This window comes from Micromonospora qiuiae (assembly GCF_016863555.1).
In the GTDB taxonomy this organism is placed as follows: domain Bacteria; phylum Actinomycetota; class Actinomycetes; order Mycobacteriales; family Micromonosporaceae; genus Micromonospora; species Micromonospora qiuiae.
Genome location: NZ_BOPC01000061.1, coordinates 1 through 17,217, shown reverse-complemented (window position 1 = coordinate 17,217; position 17,217 = coordinate 1). Strand labels below are relative to the sequence as shown.

Here is a 17,217-nt window from a genome sequence, read left to right as displayed (position 1 = left end):
TCGATGCCAAGGATTGATGTTTCCCATGTCTGATGTTGATCTTCGTGCTCGTATTCCCGCGGACATCGAAGCCCCGGATCGTCTGCTGTACCAGCTGAGCCCGCGGCAGGTGGCCATTCTGTCGGCGGCTGCCGCGGTGGCGTACCTGCTGTGGCGGGCCCTGCTGGGCCATGTGCCGATGCCGATCCTCCTTGCCGCCTTGATCCCGCTACTCGGCGCCGCCACGGTCCTGGCGTTGGGTCGTCGTGACGGCCTGAGCCTGGACGCGTGGCTCCTCGCGGCGGTCCGGGCAGTCCGCACCCCGCGCCGGCAGGTCCCCAACCCGGGTACGAAGGCGCCGCGGTGGGCGCCGAGCGCGATCGGGGCCGAGGCAGACCTGGCGCCGCCGGCATTGCTGCGGCTGCCCGCGCGGGCGATCGCCGCCAACGGGGTGGTGGACCTGGGCGGGACCAGCGCCGCCCTGGTCGCGGTGACCACCGTGAACCTGGGTTTGCGTACGCCGGCGGAGCAGGCGGCGCTGGTCGGCGCCTACGCCCGCTGGTTGAACAGCCTCACCGCGCCGGTGCAGATCGTGGTGTCCACCCAGCCGGTGGACCTGGCCGGGCATGCGCAGCGCATCGCCGACGCCGCCGATCTGCTGCCCCATCCGGCGTTGGCGGACGCCGCCGCCGACTACGCCGAGTTTCTCCTCGACGTGGAGGAGGAGCGGCAGCCGCTGTGGCGAACGGTGACCATCGTGCACACCGCCACCGGCGCCCGCCGCGACACCGACGTGCTGCGGGCCGCCGAGCACGCCGCCGCCGCGTTGCAGGGCGTCGGTGCCACCACCCGGGTCCTGGACGGGCCGGCGGTCGCCGCCGTGCTCGCCGCCGCGGTCGACCCCTACACCCTTCCGCTGTCCGGCGAGCGGGCGTTGCCGGACGAGCCGGTCACCGGAGGGCAATGATGCAGCTTCGCAACGTGCTGCGCGCTCTGCTTCCCACCCGTACGCCGCAGCCGGCCGCGCCGTCGGCAGGGTCGCAGGACGACGCGCTGGCCGCGTTGATCGGCCCGGCCAGCGTCGAGGTGACTCCGCGCTACTTGAAGGTTGGTGACGGCTACACCTCGACGCTGCTGGTCAACGGCTATCCGGCGGAGGTGGGTGCGGGCTGGCTGTCGGCGTTGACTGGCTGGCCCGGCCGGGCCGACGTCGTCATCCACATCGAACCGCTCGATCCGCAGGTGGCCGCGTCCCGGCTGCGCCGCCAGCGTGCCCGCCTGGAATCGTCCAGGCGCTCGGATGCCGAGCACGGCCGTCTTGACGACCCGAACACCGAGGCCGCCGCTGCGGATGCCGCGGATCTGGCCGATCGGGTGGCCCGAGGCGCGAGTCGGCTGTTCCGGGTCGCGCACTACGTCGCCGTACACGCGACGAGCTTGGAGGAGTTGACCGAGTCGGTGGCGCATGTGCGGGCCACCGCCGCGTCGGTCATGCTCGACACTGCCCCGGCGACCTGGCGGCAGATGCCGGCGTGGACATCCACCCTGCCGCTCGGGGTCGACAGCATCGGGATGCGGCGGGTGTTCGACAGCGACAGCCTCGCCGCCGGCATGCCCCTCGCCTCCGCCGACCTCCCCGCACCGCTGCCCGGCGATCCCCCCACCGCCTCCGGCGTCCTGTACGGGCTGAACCCAGCGACCAACGGGATCGTGTGGCACGACCGGTGGGCCGCCGACAACCACAACAGTGTGGTGCTTGCCCGCTCCGGAGCGGGCAAAAGCTACATGATCAAACTGGAGACGCTGCGGAGCCTGTATGACGGGGTGCAGGTCCACGTCATCGACCCGGAGGACGAATACCGGCGGCTCGCCGAGGCAGTCGGCGGCACCGTGATCAACCTCGGCGCTCCGGACGTGCGGCTCAACCCATTCGACATCGCCGCCAACGACCGGCGCCCCGACGCCCGTACCCGGCGGGCCCTGTTCGCCCACACCCTGGTCAACGTGCTGCTCGGCGCCGGGCAGGACGGTGGAATGCATCCGGCCGAACGCGCCGCCTTCGACCAGGCCGTCAACACCGCCTACCTCGGGTCGGGTGTCACCAACGACCCGGGCACCTGGGGGCGGCCAGCTCCGCTGCTGCGTGACGTGGCCGCCGCGCTGGACGCCGACGGTTCCCCGCCGGCGGCCACTCTCGCTGCCCGCCTGTCGCCATGGACGACCGGCAGTTTCAGTCACCTGTTCGCCGGACCCACCACCACCCACCCTGCTGGGCATCTGGTGGTGTGGTCGACCCGCCACCTCGCCGACGAGCTGCGCCCCGCCGGGATGCTCCTGGCGTTGGACGCGATCTGGCGCATCGTGGACGCCCCACCCGCCGCCGGTCCGACCGGGGACCCGCGTCGGCTGGTCATCGTCGACGAAGCCTGGACCCTGCTCCGGGACGGTGAGGGTGTGCGGTTTCTGAACCGGCTGGCGAAAGCGGCCCGCAAGCGCCGCGCCGGCCTGTCGGTGATCACGCAGGACGCCGCCGACCTGCTGGGCTCCGACCTCGGCCAGGCCGTGATCGCCAACAGCGCCACCCAGGTGCTGATGCGCCAAGCCCCACAGGCCATCGCCGCCGTCGCCGACAGCTTCCACCTCACCGGCGGAGAAGCGCGAATGCTGCTGTCCGCCCAACGCGGCGAAGGACTTCTCCTCGCGGGGGCCAACCGGGTGGCCAGCCACGCCGTGTCCTCCTACCGAGAACATGAGCTGTGCGTCACGGGCACCGCCGACCCGCAGGACGAGTCGTGACCTGGCTCGCCCCACCAGCCCCGGCACCCACCCCGCCGCTGCCGTCGTCTGTCACGCCAACCAACCCGGCCGCCGAGACAATCGGCACCGCGGCCGGGTGGGTGGCGGCCCGACCGTGGCTCGCCGCCATCGCCGCCGCGACAGCTGTGGTCGCGGTCGTCGCCCACGGCCAGGTGCAGATCTGGCGGCAGCGACGCTGGCAGCGGCACGCCCAGCAGGTCACCATCACCCCTCCGCCGGAGGTGGAGCCGGACAGCGCCGCGAGGTGGTGGGCGACCTGCGCGGAGATCCTGCGGCCGGTCGGATGGCGGCGGCTGCTCTACGGCACCCCGCACGTCGGCTACGAGTACCGGTGGGCGGGCCGGCAGCTGACCATCACCATCTGGCTGCCCGGCACCGTCGCGACCGGCCCGGTCCTCGCCGCGATCGCCGGCGCCTGGCCCGGCGCCGCCACCACGACCGCCGACGCCACAGACCCGATCCCTAACGGAGTCCTCGCCGAGGGCGGTGCCCTGACACCCACCCTGCCGGCGTGGTATCCGATTGTCACCGACCACGACACCGACCCGCTGCGGCCCTTGATTTCTGCCTTGTCCGGGCTGCGCGACCACGAGTACGCCTGCGTGCAGATCCTCGCCCGCCCCGCCACACCCCGGCAGATCCGCCGGCTGCGCGCCGGCACGGCAGCACTGCGCACCGGCCAGCGCACCCCCGGTGCTCTCGACCCTGCGGCCTGGCTGGAGGGACTGTTTGGTCTCCTCACGCCCGGCCCGACCCGCGCCACGGCGGGCAGCCGCGCCACCGCCTACCGGCCGCCGGTCGGTGACCCGGAACGAGACCGCGACGCCCGCGCCGCGGTGGACAAGCTGGCCTCGGGCCAGCTGTGGGAAACCTCCATCCGCTACGGGATCGCCCACACCAACCGCCGCCAGATACCGCAGGAGAACCTGCGGGCCCGGTTGAAGACCCTCGCCCACGGCGTCGCCTCGGCCTACGGCCTCTACACCGCCCGGCAGCGGCTGCGCCGCGTCCGCCTCACCCGCTCCACCACGGTGCTGGCGAACCGGCCACTACGCACCGGCTACCTGCTCGGCGCCGCCGAACTCGCCGCCGTCGCCGCCCTGCCGTCCGACGTGGCAGTGCCCGGTCTGCTGCGGGCCCGCGCCAAGCCGATGCCGATGCCGGTCGACATTCCCACCACCGGCGGCCGAGGCGTCAAGCAGCTCGGCCACGCGCAAATCGGCGGACACGCCGTCGGGCTGCCTGTCGTCGACGCCCGCCAACACTTGCACGTCCTCGGCTCCACCGGTGTCGGGAAGAGCACTCTGCTGGTCAACATGATCCTCGACGACGTGGCCGCCCGCCGCGGCGTCGTCGTCATCGACCCCAAAGGCGACCTGGTCACCGACGTCCTCGACCGACTCGACCCGAACGTCGCCGACCGAGTCGTGCTCATCGACCCCGACCAGGCCCAGGGCGGCTACTTCAACCCCCTCTCCGGCACCGACCACGACCTCGCCGTGGACAACGTCGTCTCGATCTTCTCCAAGATCTTCCAACGGCACTGGGGGCCCCGCATCGACGACACCCTGCGCGTCGCCTGCCTGACCCTGATGCGCAAGGCCAACGCCACCCTCGCCCTGGTCCCCCCGCTGCTCAACGACAAACAGTTCCGCCTCGCCTTCACCGAAGACCTCGACGACCCGGAAGGGCTCCTCGGCTACTGGACCTGGTACGAATCCATGCCCCCACCCATCCGCGCTCAGGTCATCGGCCCCGTCATGGCCCGCCTACGCGCGTTCCTGCTACGGGACTTCCCCCGCCGCACCCTCGGCACGCCGCGCTCATCGTTCGACATGGGGCGGCTACTCAACAGCGGCGGAATCCTGCTCGCCCGGCTACCCAAGGGGCAACTCGGGGAGGACACCTCCCGGCTGATGGGCTCGTTCGTCCTCGCCCGCGCCTGGCAGGCCGCCACCGCCCGCGCGAAACTCCCCGAAGACAAACGACGCGACTGCACCGTCGTGATCGACGAATGCCACAACTTCCTGAACCTGCCCGGATCGGTAGACGACATGCTCGCCGAAGCCCGCGGCTACCGGATGAGCCTCGTCCTGGCCCACCAGGACCTCGCCCAACTCCCCCGCCCCACCCAACTGGCCCTGTCCGCGAACGCCCGCAACAAGATCACATTCAACGTGGCGCCCGAGGACGCCCACCAGATGGCCCGGCACATGTTCCCCGAACTGTCCGAACACGACCTCAGCCACCTCGACGCCTACCAAGCCGCCGCCCGCCTCGTGGTCAACAACCGGGAAACCGCCGCGTTCACCCTGCGCACCCGACCACCCCGCCCCGTCGTCGGCGCCGCCGACCAAATCCGCGCCGCCTGCGCCGCGGCCAGCGGCGGCGCAGGCGATCGCACCGCGATCGAGCAACTCGCCAGGCGGCTGGCCACCCAAGCCGACACCCAACGCCGCCGATGAATCCCATCCGCTGCCGCCAGGTCGGAATGCCGCCCGGCCTGGCGACGGGCGGGCTCTGGTCCACGCCTCGGTCCAGACCCGGCCGGCCCCCACTCACCCTCGAACACCCAACAGTGCAAGTAGGTGCCACGAATGCCCGATGATCAACCATCCCGACAGTCCCCCCGGGGGGACACTCTCCGACCGGGGGACCGCCCATCGCCCCCTCACCCCCGCACACCGGCCCGGCGTACGACAACGACCCTCGCCGACATCTCCGCCCGGCTGCAGCCACGCGACCGGGTCATCGCCTTCCTCCTGTCCGACCACACCGCACTCACCACCGACCAGATCGCCGCAGTGCTTTTCGACTCACCGATCACCTGCGGCCACCGCCTCTACACGCTGCGCCGCATGGACTTCATCAACCGCGTGCTGCGCGCCCACCCCAACCAACCCACCCAGGTCTACTGGGTACCCGGTCGACTGTCGGCCCGCCTGGTCGCCCTCGCCCGCGGTGAGACCCCACCCACCCCGAAAGCGGTCGCCCTCGCCGCCGACCGCGTCCTGTCCGACCGCACCCGCCGCCACACCATCGAAACCAACCAGTTCTTCATCGACCTACTCGTCCACAGCCGATCACATCCGCAGTCCCGGCTGACCCGCTGGTGGTCCGAGCAGCAGACCACCGCCACGTTCGGCCGCCGTATACGGCCCGACGGCCACGGCGTCTGGACCACCGGCCACCACCACGTCGGCTTCTGGCTCGAACACGACCGCGGCACCGAACACCACCCACGGCTACGCGACAAGCTCGAGCCCTACCGCCGACTCCGCATCGACGGCGGCCCCGACTACACCCTGCTGTTCTCCCTGCCCACCCGAGAACGGGAACGCCACTTCCACCACAGGCTGATCGACACCGCCGGCCGCGACCACCGCATCGCCGCCGCCCTGGCCACCCTCACCATCGCCACCTGCGCCCGCGACCGCGTCAACGGCCACGGCCCCGCCGGCCCCATCTGGCGACTCGTCGGCAACGGCGGACACCGCCTGCGCCTGGCCGACCTCCCCACCACCGACGAGGAACCCGGCCCACTCAACCCCGGAATACCCACACCCGAACACGACCCCCTACACGAACTCACCTGACTACCACCACACGCGAAGACCACACAGATGCCCGCCAATCACCCAGGTAGGCAAATCTGCTCCAGCAGGCCCCGCCGCCCGAACACCGCCCACGGCAGCAAGGGGCTCCTGCTATGACGGACGAGATGGGTTCACCGGGCCCGCACCCACCCCGGCCTACTCGACACCCTCAAAGCCGTCCGTGGCGACCTACGCCCCCTGGCCGACCTCGGCTAACAAGGCAAAGCCGACACCGTCGTCGTCGCGTTCAAACGACCCCCCAACAGCGAACTCACCCCAGACCAAACAGCAGTTCAACCAGGCCCACAACCGGCTCCGCGCCGCCGAGCGCTGCGGCGACCCGTCGTTCTGCAGGCGCCATGCGTCGGCGCCGCATGTCCTCGACATAGCGCTCACAGCTGGGGAGTCGGGTAGCCGCCGGGTACCCCATGCCGGTCGTGTTCCTGATCAAGCCCTCTTCCGCAAGGTTGTCGAGGATCAATCGCCAGTGCATCTGCTGCTGGGCGTCCAGCTCGATCCCGAACAACTCGCCGACGTCGGGAACGGCGCCGATTCCTGTTCGCCGATGGTCGTGCATCGCTTCGAGGAAGTTGATCGGCCAAGGTCCCTATCCATGCGGCCTCCCGAGGGCGGTGTCGGCTCCCCACAAGATTTGACCACAGGGAGCGGCGATCGACTGGACATGGACGCTGGCTCACGTTGAGGCACGCGTGGCTTCACGGATGAGAGTTGGCCCCATGTCTCCCAGCCGAAGCCAAATTCACCTCGCAGAGCCACACGCGAGGTTGCCCGGATCGGTGTAGCCCATTACGGCCGCATGCGCGCGGGGGGTCCTGAAGCTCAATGCCACAATCGGGTATGACTACGTCGGCGAAGCGAGGACGGTTATGACCGGTATTGAGTTGATTGTGGCGGCGCTGGCCGGCGGGGCTGCGGCAGGACTCACCGGGGCCGCCGATACCGCGGTTCAGGATGCGTACGCTGCGTTGCGCGACTTGCTGCGGCGGAAGCTCTCCTCGCGCCGCGATGCCGAGCAGGTCCTCGACGCCCAGGTACTTGAGCCGAGTGAGTTGCTGTCACGTCTCGGGGGCGACCTCGATGCGGTCGGCGCTGGCAACGACAGCGAGGTTCTCGTTGCTGCTCAGCGGCTCATATGCCTGGTAGACCCGAGCGGCGCCGCGTCCGGAAGGTACTCCTTAACTGCTCATGAAAAAACCGGCGACCTGCACATCACCGCCAACTACGGCACGGCTGCGAGCACCATCACTGGCCCCGTCACGATCAGTTACGGTCAGCTTCCCGTCCCCCCAGCCCAGCCGGGGCCGGCTTAGGATCATCCATCCCCGGCAGCACCGTCGATCCTCGGAACTATGGCGTTTCGGCCAACACCATAGAGTCGCTTACCGTTCACGCTCCTCCCGCCGTCTCCTGGCCGCTGCGTGTCGGCATGGTGCCCCGTTTGGCCGATTGCTTTCAACCTCGTGCCGCCTATTCGTTCGACCAAGGCGGCGGCAATGCGTCAGGCACGCGGTTGCTGTCGGGCTTGGGCGGTGTCGGTAAGACGCAGATGGCCATCGGCTTCGCCGAACAGCTCATGACCGGAAACCAACTCGACCTACTGGTGTGGATATCCGCAGCATCGAGGCAATCAATCTTGGCAGGTTATGGCCACGCTGCGGTCGACCTGCTACTTCCTGGCGCCGACGGTAGCAACACCGGACAGGACGCGGCGCGTTTTCACGCCTGGCTGGCGACTACTGATCGCCGATGGCTCGTCGTGCTCGATGACTTGTGCAATGCGGCAGATCTGAAGGGGCTCTGGCCGCCGAACTGCCCCACAGGCCGGGCTGTGGTAACCACCCGACTCCGCGGATCGTCGGTCGGCGCCGTCGACCGTCGTCTGATACAGGTAGGCGTCTTCGCAGCCGATGAAGCGGCCGCCTACCTCACTGCCCGGCTGGCCGAGCAGCCCGATCTCGCCGACGACCTCGACGGTGTCGTCGCCGACCTCGGTAATCATCCACTCGCGCTGGCCCAGGCTTCGGCTTTCATGATCGACGAAGGGCTTACCTGCTCGGCATACCGGCAGTTGTTCGCCGACAAGCGCCGACGTCTCGACGACCTAGTGCCGGAAGAGCACGACCTCCCGGACGACTACCACCGCACGATCGCGGCAACCCTTGCTCTGTCCATAGATGCCGCCGACCGCTCCCGGCCGCTGGGCATGGCGAATCCGCTGCTGGAGTTCGCGAGCGTTCTGGACTCGGCGGGCATCCCCAACTCGCTGTTCACCAGCCCGGCGGCACTCAACTGGTTGACATTCAGTCGCAATGTCAGCGAACGTGTCGATCCCGACCGAGTGCGTTCGGGGCTTAGAACCCTACACCGGCTCAGCGTCGTCACCGCCGGCACTGACAGCGTCATGGTTCATGCGCTGGTGCAGCGGGTGATTCGAGACGGGCTGACAGACGAGCACATCGAGGATCTTTCCTGGGCCGTTGCCGATGCGCTTGTCGAAGCGTGGCCGCCGTTCGAACATGCCGAGCGCGACAACGCACTGGTAGGTATGCTCCGCGCAGGCGCGGCCGCGGTCCGCCGGCACGGCAGCGACGCCCTACTCAAACCGGAGTCGCACCCGCTGATCTTCGTTTCCATCACCAGCATCGGTTCCGCCGGGAATGCGGCCGGCGCAGCCGAGGCGTTCGCCCAGGTGCTGACCGAGCAGGAACGGATCCTCGGAGCCGAACACCCCGCGACGCTCGCGACTCGCAGCAACCTTACACATTGGCAAGGCGAAACCGGTGACGTCTTCGGAGCCATCACGGCCTACGAAGGGCTGCTCGCCGACCAGATGCGGATTCTCGGCCCTGCAGACAAGCAAACACTTTCGACTCGCAGCAATCTCGCCTACCTGCAGGGCATCGCCGGTGACCCGGCCGGTGCGGTTGACGCTCTCGAACGAATATGGGCGGACCATGTGCGGCTGTTTGGCGCGGACGCCCCCGAGACGTTGACCGCGCGCAGCAATATCCAACGATTTCGCGGTGAGGCCGGTGACCCCGCCGGGGCAGCGGATGCCTTCGCAAGGCTTTACGCCGACCGCGTGCGTGTCCTCGGCCGAGACCACCCGCACACGCTGGTCGCGCGTCAGAGCCTCGCCAACTGGCGTGGACATGCAGGGGACGCGGCTGGCGCGGTGACAGCGCTGGAACAGGTACTCGACGACTTCCGCAGGGTGGTCGGCACCGGCCATCCCGACACCCTAGCCACCCGCGAGAGCCTCGCATACTGGCGTGACAAGGCTGGCGATCGTGCAGGCGCCACCGAAGCTTTTGAGCAGGTGCTCGAGGATCAATTGCGCGTACTCGGCCCGCGTCATCCCATTACCCTCGCCACCCGCGGGAGGCTCGCGGGTGGGCGATTTTCCGTCGGCGACTTCGCCGGGGCTGCCCAAGCGTACGAAAATCTCATCGCCGACCAGGTGCGCGCGCTGGGCGCAGACCACCCGGAAACGCTGACGAACAAAGCAAACCTAGCGCTGATTCTGGCAATAGTCAGCGACGATCCCGTCGAGGCCTTGCAACGGCTGCTAGCCGAGCGGATCCGTGTCGGAGGGCCTGACGATCCACGCACTGCCCGCGTGCGCGGAATTCTGTCCGCCGCTCGCCGTATCGCCCGTGAAGCTGCGAAAGGTGGCGCGCCCTTCAAGGACCACCTTGCTAACGCCCTGCGTTCTGCTCACGAGGCTCCCGGGGAGCAAGTGTGATTATTGGTGTGCCATCTGGTTTCATAGAGCTTCTTCCCCGACGAGGTTGACTTCCTCCTCTAGCCGTGATCGGGTCGTTACGCAATGCAACTTCGCTGTGGGTGGAGTCGAACGTTCCCTTCTGTGTTCAGCTCGGCGTCCTGAGGTAGATTCGCCGCCGCAACGGCCGACGACGGGGAGGGCCAGCGGGGGATAAACGCCAGTACCGAGGAACTGCGGGACGCGCACAACGTGCTGTCGGAGTGGTATGCGGAGAACCTGGTCGGGGCGCTGGAGAGCATGCCGGTCGAGCGCGCGATGCTCGACCTGTTCGCCGAGCTGGCCTTGGCCGTGGGTGCGGAGATCGCGGACGTGGGCTGCGGCACCGGGCGACTTCTTCCGTACCTCTCGGCCCGGGGCCTGTCGCCAGGGATGGTGGAGGTAACGCGTCGGGAGCATCCGGGTTTCGGGTACGAGGTCGCCGATCTGCGGGAGCTGCCGTTCGGGGACGCGTCGCTGGCTGGGGTGGTGTGCTGGTCTTCGTTGATCTTCCTGACAGCGGACGCTCGGGTAGGGCGTTCGCCGAGCTGGCCCGGGTCGTGCGGCCGGGCGGCTACCTGATGGCGGCGTTCAAGCACGGCGACGGGACAGGGCATCGTAACGACCCCGGTAGCCGCGTCGGCAGTCTTGGCATCGACTTCGATCGGTATTGGCTCTCGGCCCGGGAGATGGAGGACTGCTTCACCGCCGCCGGTTTCGCCCTGGTTTTCCAGGGCAGCACCCATCCGAAGAGGCAGAGCCTCCGAACGGGTACATGCTGGTCCGCAAGACCGGCTCCGCGAACGCGTAGTGCGCGGATTTGCCGCGTCGAGCGCGTGGGCAGCTGGTGACATTCATCGTGGGTTCCGGCCGGTCTGGACGTGATGTAGAGCGAGGTTGGCCTGGACGATCGCGGTGGCGCGCGTCGGAAGCAGCAGCGGAGCTTGGCCAGGATCGTCCAGCCTTTGAAGGTGGCCACGGCGCGTTCGCTGACTGCCCGGATCTTGGCGTGGTGGCGGTTGACGGTTTTCTGCCGGCGGGACAGTCAGTGTCGGCGGCGGTTGAAGGTGTGCGGATGCTGCCGCCGGCTCCTTGGTATGCCTTGTTGGCGAAGAGCATCACGTTGGCGAAGAGCATCACGTTGGCGCTGGGCACTAACGTCGATCGGGTGATGGGTGCGGGCGGCTGTCAGGTCGTGCACCGCACCGGGCAGGGCCAGGAGAGGCCCAGATGAGGCGTCCGGTGCGGTCGGCGCAGACCTGCACGTTGACGCCGTGGCGCTTGTGTTGTCCGACGGCCTCTGGTCGGCGACTCGGCCGATCGGGATCAGGGTGCCTGCCAGGATTGCGTACGTGAGCTGACCGATGCGCGCGATGGCGGCGTTGAGGTCCTCGGCGTGGGCGGCGAGTAGGTCGATGGCTTCCCGGATGTGGCGCCAGGCAGTGGTGACGCTGACCACGAAGCCGCAGGCGATGCGGGCGATGCGGTCGCCGTTGCGGAGATGGGCTAGGGCGAGCAGGGCTTGCCGGCCGGCGCGTCGAGTGGCCGCCACCATTTTCGGCGGCGGGTGCGTTCGGCGCGGATGAGGTCGGCCAGGTGGTTCATTCGGGGTGCGGCTGGACAGCGCGACCGCGGACGGGGTGAGACAGCACAGCGCGGCTCCCGGTTGGGGTATCAGATCTTGGTCGACTGCTGTCCTACTGCCATCAACGTCCCGGCCGTTTCCTCGCGAGACCCGCCCGCCGGCCAGCGCCAGCAGATGCCGTACGCACATCCTGGATCCGGGCGACTCTTGAGCAGTTCGTAGATCACCGAACCAGTGTTTGGATCGTTGATGGGCCGGCATTCGACGCGAGCGACCTCTTGGCGGGTTGTGCCGGCCCTGGATCGTTTCCAGACGACCTGCCATGCCTCGACAGGTGCGTTGTCAAGGTCGAACCGGACCCGCACCGAAAGCCGTCGGACCGGGCGTTCCTCGCCGCTTTCGCGGTAGTACGGCTTCATCGGCGCGTAGACGTCCTCGAAGACGTGGATGATGCCGACGTCGAGCTGCCGGCCACGGGCAATTGGCCCATGAAGGTATAGCCAGCGGTGGACCCGCCCGTCCTCCTCGGGGAGGGCAGGGTCGAGCAACCGGTGCTCCGGAAACAACGACGTCACCTGCTTCACCGTGCGGCTCTGCCCGCTCCAGTGTGATCGGATTCCGATCAGTCTGAGGTTGTGTCGGGCAGCCCGGACACGTTGTCGACGGCTGTATGTGTACCGGTGGTAGTCGCGGCCGCTCTCGCCCTTGACCCGGGTGACGATGAGGAGGCCGTTGAGTTCCTCAATGACGAAGTCTGCAGGCATGTGGACGTACCTGATATAGCAGGCGACCGTCACCGCGACGACGGCCGCTGGGACGGCCACAAGTGCCGTTGCCGCGACGTGGTTCGAGATCAGCCATGTGGCCGCGACGCCATGCAGGGCGACGAGGGCGGTGACGCTGAGCACGGCGAGTTGCAGCAGGTCGGATCCGCGTCCTGCGAGACGGGCTGGTGCGCTGTCTAGCAGGCTCCATAGTCCCATGATCCCTCCATGTGCGGCGGCATCCGCCGGTGACGATCCGTCACCTTGAGAATCGTTGCCAAACAGCGATGGAGGCCAGAATGACGAATAGTCATTCAGCACTCACTCAGCCTCGATCCAACGGCGCGGCTCGTCGCGCCCGAGGATTCAGTGACGTTGGAGTACTAAGCCGTTCACCCGGTGCCATGGACGTGTCCTGTAGGGCATTCTGTGTCACATGCTCCTGGTTCTGGCCCTACCGGCCGTTTCCTCGGATCGCGGCTGGACAACGTGGGTACCCGTGGCGTCGGCGGCCATGGCACTACGCGTTGCTGGTCGCACTGTCCAACCGCAACATCTCGCGGCGCGCCCTGGCGTTATCAATGCAGCAAGAGGAGCGCCGGGCAGCGCGACTGGATGTCAGTCTTGCTGATTCGGCGTCGTGGCGCCGTTCGGGCGCCTCACGCTGGGTTGGTATCAAGGTCCTCGCAGTCAACCCCACCGACCGCGATGCGGCTATCGTCGACGCTGAGCTGCACATCGCCTACACCTTGCCGACCGGGCACGCGATGACGGTCAAGGTCGGTCACCGGACCACCGGAGATGGACTTCCGGCCGACGTGGCGGCGCTGGACCTACCCGTACGACTGGATTCCAACGGTGCGGTCGCCGGATGGCTGATGTTCGAGTTACCCACCGACCTGTTCCCACAGGGTGCCGGTATCCAGCGCTACGACGCAGTCCTGCAGGACAGCCGGGGTATCGCCGTCACAGTCAGCGCATCCATCCTGCGGGAGGTGAGTCATGATCAAACGTCGCACGGCCAAGCGGCTGACGAAACGAGCGCTAGATCCCGCTGACATCGTGCCCGTCATTGCGGACGGATCGATTACGGGTCCCGCCGCTGACGGCCGAATGGTCCCGTTGGTCATCATCGACACCACCATCCGGCCCGAACTCGACGAACTAGTCCGCCTGCACAGACACCTACCACCCGGCGACGTCACCTACCGCTGGGGGCAGGCCGAGCGGGATGAGGACCTGATCTCTTTGTCGCTGTCCTTCGTGCGCCCGATCGCAGTCCGCGCGGCCCTGATGTTCAGCATCGAGCAGGAGGGCATCATCGTCGACAACGCCCTCAATAGCCGAGCCATCTACCTCCAGCCTGGCCGGCCCGGTGACCGCCTCAAGCACGACCCACACCGACCGAAGATCCTCATCGAAGTTGCCGACGACGACTTCCGGGAACGGTGGGAGGACATCGTGGTACGGCGCCTGGCCAAGGTGATTCGCCGCCGTTCACGGATACCCCGAGAAGGGGCGCGCTGGCTGGCCGGACAGTGGCTTGCCCGGTCACGTGAAATCACAGGCTTCCGGCTGCCAACGTGAGTCCCCTAGCGGGCTGGTCTGACTGCCCCAGCGACTTACATCGCGTGGCGGATGTTGCGGAGCCCAGCCGCGGCCTCGGCGTCCGCTAATGCCGAGATCAGTGCATCCGATCAACCCCAGGAGCGTGCGTAGACAGACGAGGTCTGAAGGCGTCGCACTCTCAGTGGATCTTGAACAAACGGCGTTCGTAGAGTCAGGTGGCCTTACCTATCGGTCAACGGGTCCCCTGTTTGCAGGTGGGTGACGAGTTGTCGGCTCCGGGCCTCGACCCCGTCGAAGTTCCGCCTGGATGCAATTATTATCTTGAGGTCAATTATGGCATCAGAGTCTGCGCCAGCTTCGGCCAACCATTCGGCGCGCTGGAGCCGTGCTGCCATCTTCTGCTCGGTCGCGATGTCGTCCATGGCCAGGATAGAGATGATGTCCTCATAGGCACGCCCTTGGTTTCCTTGTTTCCACCATGCCCGAGCTCGCCGAACGAGTGCGATGAACCGTCGGTTGTACGTTGTCTCCGCCAAATCAAGTACGGCCGTGCGGTCTGCGATAGCGGAATCGATATCGCCTTCGGCGTCGAAGACGTCGGCTCGGTTGTTAAGCGCGCACGCGCGAACTTCGGCCGTCGCGGACGCTGTCTCGATGACCGCGGCAAAGTCTGCCATAGCGCTACGGCGGTCGTCGAGCTTCAGCCAGGTTATGCCGCGATTGTTCAATATGTTGAAGCGGACCTCCCAGCCAGGCTTGCAGGCCGCTAGCGCGTCCGTGTAGAGCATGTTGGCGCGGTCGGTGCTGCCCTCGTTGAGGACGAGGTTGGCAAGCCGGAAACGTGCGGTCGCTGAAATTTCCTCGAGCGCCTGCACAGGGTTCGATTGGCGCGCGGAATCGAGGCGGGAGAAGATCCAATCGAGGGTGGGGTGCTCGCTACGCTGGAGGAGTGGAATAATATTTACCGCCATCCTTGCGCAGGACACTGGCGAGGCAGTCCAGTCGCCTGCGTCCAGCAAATCTATCAGTTGGGGGTGGTCCTTGTGGTCACCAGCAGCGCGTTCGACGAAGGCACGATACGCCTCTTCGTCTGCTCGCCACGCCAAGCGCAGCAGTGCCCCTGATGCGAATTGTTCAACGCCTGTAGTGGCAAGCCGGTCGAGTACATATAGCTCGCCCAGAATATCGGGCCGGAGTCCGTTCAAGAGATCGTCAAGCGATACCGGATGGAAGTTGCTGTAGACTTCCGGCAGTAGTCCCACTGGCGGGTGGAGGGTATGCATGAGTTGGGCGTAGGCGTTGGCCGTAATACCGCCTAGTGCCGTAGCGAGAGTGCGTACGTTGCGCACGTGTAGAGCGTTCACTGAGTTGGCGGCGGTTTGAGCCGTCTGGCCCTCTGCACGTGCGATCAGGCGTCGCAGCGCCGCGTCTCGGTCGGTACTGACGTCCTTTTCGTCCAACCAGTCCATCGTGGCAACCAGCACGAATAGAGGACGGCGCGCAGGATCAATTTTCTCCAAATGGTCGGCGATATCTTCGACGTTCGTCGACGAAAGCGTAGCCCCGGCTCGCTCCGCGACGACCTTGACTAGGTTTCGGATCTCTGGGCGGGACAAGCCGCCGAGCTCCCGCTGCAGGGCGTAGTTGCAGGACTGGATCTGGAAGGACTCCTCCATGCGGTGGGTACGCTGCACCCTACTCCACCAGGGGCCGTCGGCACGGCGTTCCAGGATGAGCACACGTACGGGTGCGCTCAGGGCGCGCCTGCTGAGGCGAAAGAGCGCGTCGGAGAGCCATTCGCTCCTTTCCGCTGCGTAGTCGACCACGACAAGGGTGGGACGAGTTGGCCGGATATTTTCGAGGGCGCTCTCTTGGTCCTCGCGCAGGAATCCCGCGTGCCAGTTTGCGGACACCGCGCGGCAGAGCTCGAGGGCCAGGCGGCTCTTGCCCGCGCCAGCGGGGCCAGTCCACAACCACCACGAGAAGGCTGATTCCGACTCCAGGAAGGATCGCAATTCCAGAAGCTCGCGGTCGCGACCAACACGCGTGATGGCTGTATTGGCGAAGGCGAGCAGAGAATCGACAGAATCAAGTTCTGGCAGGTCAAGCCGAAGGGGCGAGCGGGAGGCCCGACCATCGTTTCGAAGCGTCAGGCGGCTTTGGGGCCACAGATCGGCGACAGCCTGATCTATAGCGGTCAGATCCAGCTCGGTGTAACCGGCCTGGACCTGGCAGGCGATCCAGTTCGCCCCGGCTTCAATGTCCTTGTCCTCTGCAGGTAGTCCGATGGCGCGCATCTGTGCTGCAAGCGCGGCGTGCAGTCGAGGAACCGGGTAACCAGCATCGAACCGGAGGACCTTGAGTAACTCCAGCAACTCGGCTTCGGCCAGGCCGGTGGCCTCCGCCCACCGGCGACGGGCCATCCCTTGCGCCGATTTTGGCCCTCCCTCACTGGCTCCGGGCATCAGCAGCATGGTCCGAGCGTCGCATCGAGATACCAACGGATCACTCGAATCCAGACTGCGGTTAGTGATCAGTGCCAGTTCGACAGGAGCGCCATCCGCGGTCAACCGCCGCCACGCCTCAGCAATCTTTCCCAGAACAGACGGGCCACCGGAGCTGCTCGGTTCGAGCAGGTAGTCGGTACCGACGGAGGTTCTCGCATCGACCGCGTATTTGATCTGGCTGTACGAGTGGGGCGGTTCCCGCCGGCGCCGCACAACATCGTCCAGATTGCCGGCTCCGGCGACCTCCACTCCGACCGCGGTAACGGGGTTTTCCGAGCCGTCCGCGCGATCGGTGAGCGCAGCCACGCAGGCCTCCCAGGCGTGCAGCCACTGATACTTGTCACCCGCGATCCGCACACCGGTCCTAGTAGGTGGCCGCAACAAACCCATGGACGTATTATTCCGCAACACGAGGCCACCAGACGCAGTCTGTGCAAGCCAAAGGCTGCCTCGCAGTCGTGACCTCCAGCGAATGTGCTCTCATGCCGCCGGCAACGCACGGGTCGGTGACCAATCGCCGCTCAATGAGCGCCGACGCCGACTACGTTCAGTAACCGGGAGCAGCGACAGTCAGCCCATGGTGGGGCCAGTTATGGCCGTCCCGGCGGAGCCCATC

The 17,217-nt window shown here is 67.2% G+C and carries 11 protein-coding genes and 2 pseudogenes; 9 read left to right on the top strand and 4 right to left on the bottom strand.

The window, feature by feature from the left end; translation table 11 throughout:
• Positions 1 to 25 precede the first annotated feature (25 nt).
• The 4 genes from Vqi01_RS21125 to Vqi01_RS21110 all read left to right on the top strand — a co-directional run bounded on the left by Vqi01_RS21125 (position 26) and on the right by Vqi01_RS21110 (position 6,392).
• Positions 26 to 946 (top strand): PrgI family protein, encoded by a 921-nt coding sequence (locus tag Vqi01_RS21125; protein ID WP_204036557.1) that lies wholly within the window; start codon positions 26 to 28, stop codon positions 944 to 946.
• The gene (locus tag Vqi01_RS21120; RefSeq protein ID WP_239098554.1) at positions 946 to 2,775 is read left to right on the top strand and encodes a VirB4 family type IV secretion system protein; all 1,830 of its coding nucleotides are present in this window, start codon (positions 946 to 948) and stop codon (positions 2,773 to 2,775) included. Before Vqi01_RS21125 ends, Vqi01_RS21120 begins: the two co-directional genes overlap by 1 nt.
• Positions 2,772 to 5,261 carry a type IV secretory system conjugative DNA transfer family protein gene (locus tag Vqi01_RS21115; RefSeq protein ID WP_239098553.1) on the top strand — a complete coding sequence of 830 codons (2,490 nt, stop codon included), beginning with the start codon at positions 2,772 to 2,774 and terminating at the stop codon, positions 5,259 to 5,261. Before Vqi01_RS21120 ends, Vqi01_RS21115 begins: the two co-directional genes overlap by 4 nt.
• A 132-nt stretch (positions 5,262 to 5,393) precedes the next feature.
• Entirely contained in the window at positions 5,394 to 6,392 is a 999-nt protein-coding gene (locus Vqi01_RS21110) for a replication-relaxation family protein (protein ID WP_204036556.1), read from the top strand.
• A 271-nt stretch (positions 6,393 to 6,663) separates the two neighbouring features.
• Here the strand turns inward: Vqi01_RS21110 and Vqi01_RS21105 are convergent, their stop codons facing one another.
• Positions 6,664 to 6,969 carry a hypothetical protein gene (locus Vqi01_RS21105; protein ID WP_204036555.1) on the bottom strand — a complete coding sequence of 102 codons (306 nt, stop codon included), beginning with the start codon at positions 6,967 to 6,969 and terminating at the stop codon, positions 6,664 to 6,666.
• A gap of 310 nt (positions 6,970 to 7,279) precedes the next feature.
• Between Vqi01_RS21105 and Vqi01_RS21100 the strand changes: the two genes are divergently transcribed.
• From Vqi01_RS21100 to Vqi01_RS21090, 3 genes and pseudogenes are all read left to right on the top strand, one after another.
• Positions 7,280 to 7,723, top strand: a complete 444-nt coding sequence (locus Vqi01_RS21100) for a hypothetical protein (RefSeq protein WP_204036554.1) — start codon at positions 7,280 to 7,282, stop codon at positions 7,721 to 7,723.
• 128 nt (positions 7,724 to 7,851) lie between these two features.
• On the top strand, positions 7,852 to 10,158 hold the full coding sequence (locus Vqi01_RS21095) for a tetratricopeptide repeat protein (protein WP_204036553.1): 2,307 nt from the start codon (positions 7,852 to 7,854) through the stop codon (positions 10,156 to 10,158).
• A 192-nt stretch (positions 10,159 to 10,350) separates the two neighbouring features.
• Positions 10,351 to 10,987 (top strand): annotated as a pseudogene (locus Vqi01_RS21090) (class I SAM-dependent DNA methyltransferase).
• A 43-nt stretch (positions 10,988 to 11,030) separates the two neighbouring features.
• On the opposite strand, the pseudogene Vqi01_RS21085 reads toward Vqi01_RS21090, so the two are convergent.
• A pseudogene (locus tag Vqi01_RS21085) lies at positions 11,031 to 11,781 on the bottom strand (transposase family protein).
• A 69-nt stretch (positions 11,782 to 11,850) separates the two neighbouring features.
• On the bottom strand, positions 11,851 to 12,846 hold the full coding sequence (locus Vqi01_RS21080; protein WP_204036552.1) for a hypothetical protein: 996 nt from the start codon (positions 12,844 to 12,846) through the stop codon (positions 11,851 to 11,853).
• 206 nt (positions 12,847 to 13,052) lie between these two features.
• Here Vqi01_RS21080 and Vqi01_RS21075 point away from each other — a divergent pair, with 206 nt between their 5' ends.
• Together Vqi01_RS21075 and Vqi01_RS21070 are read left to right on the top strand one after the other, a co-directional pair.
• Positions 13,053 to 13,583: a hypothetical protein gene (locus tag Vqi01_RS21075; RefSeq protein ID WP_204036551.1), complete on the top strand. Its 531-nt coding sequence runs from the start codon at positions 13,053 to 13,055 to the stop codon at positions 13,581 to 13,583.
• 64 nt (positions 13,584 to 13,647) lie between these two features.
• Entirely contained in the window at positions 13,648 to 14,112 is a 465-nt protein-coding gene (locus tag Vqi01_RS21070) for a hypothetical protein (protein WP_204036550.1), read from the top strand.
• A 203-nt stretch (positions 14,113 to 14,315) separates the two neighbouring features.
• Here Vqi01_RS21070 and Vqi01_RS21065 read toward each other — a convergent pair whose 3' ends face one another.
• On the bottom strand, positions 14,316 to 16,907 hold the full coding sequence (locus tag Vqi01_RS21065) for a P-loop NTPase family protein (RefSeq protein ID WP_204036549.1): 2,592 nt from the start codon (positions 16,905 to 16,907) through the stop codon (positions 14,316 to 14,318).
• Positions 16,908 to 17,217 lie beyond the last annotated feature (310 nt).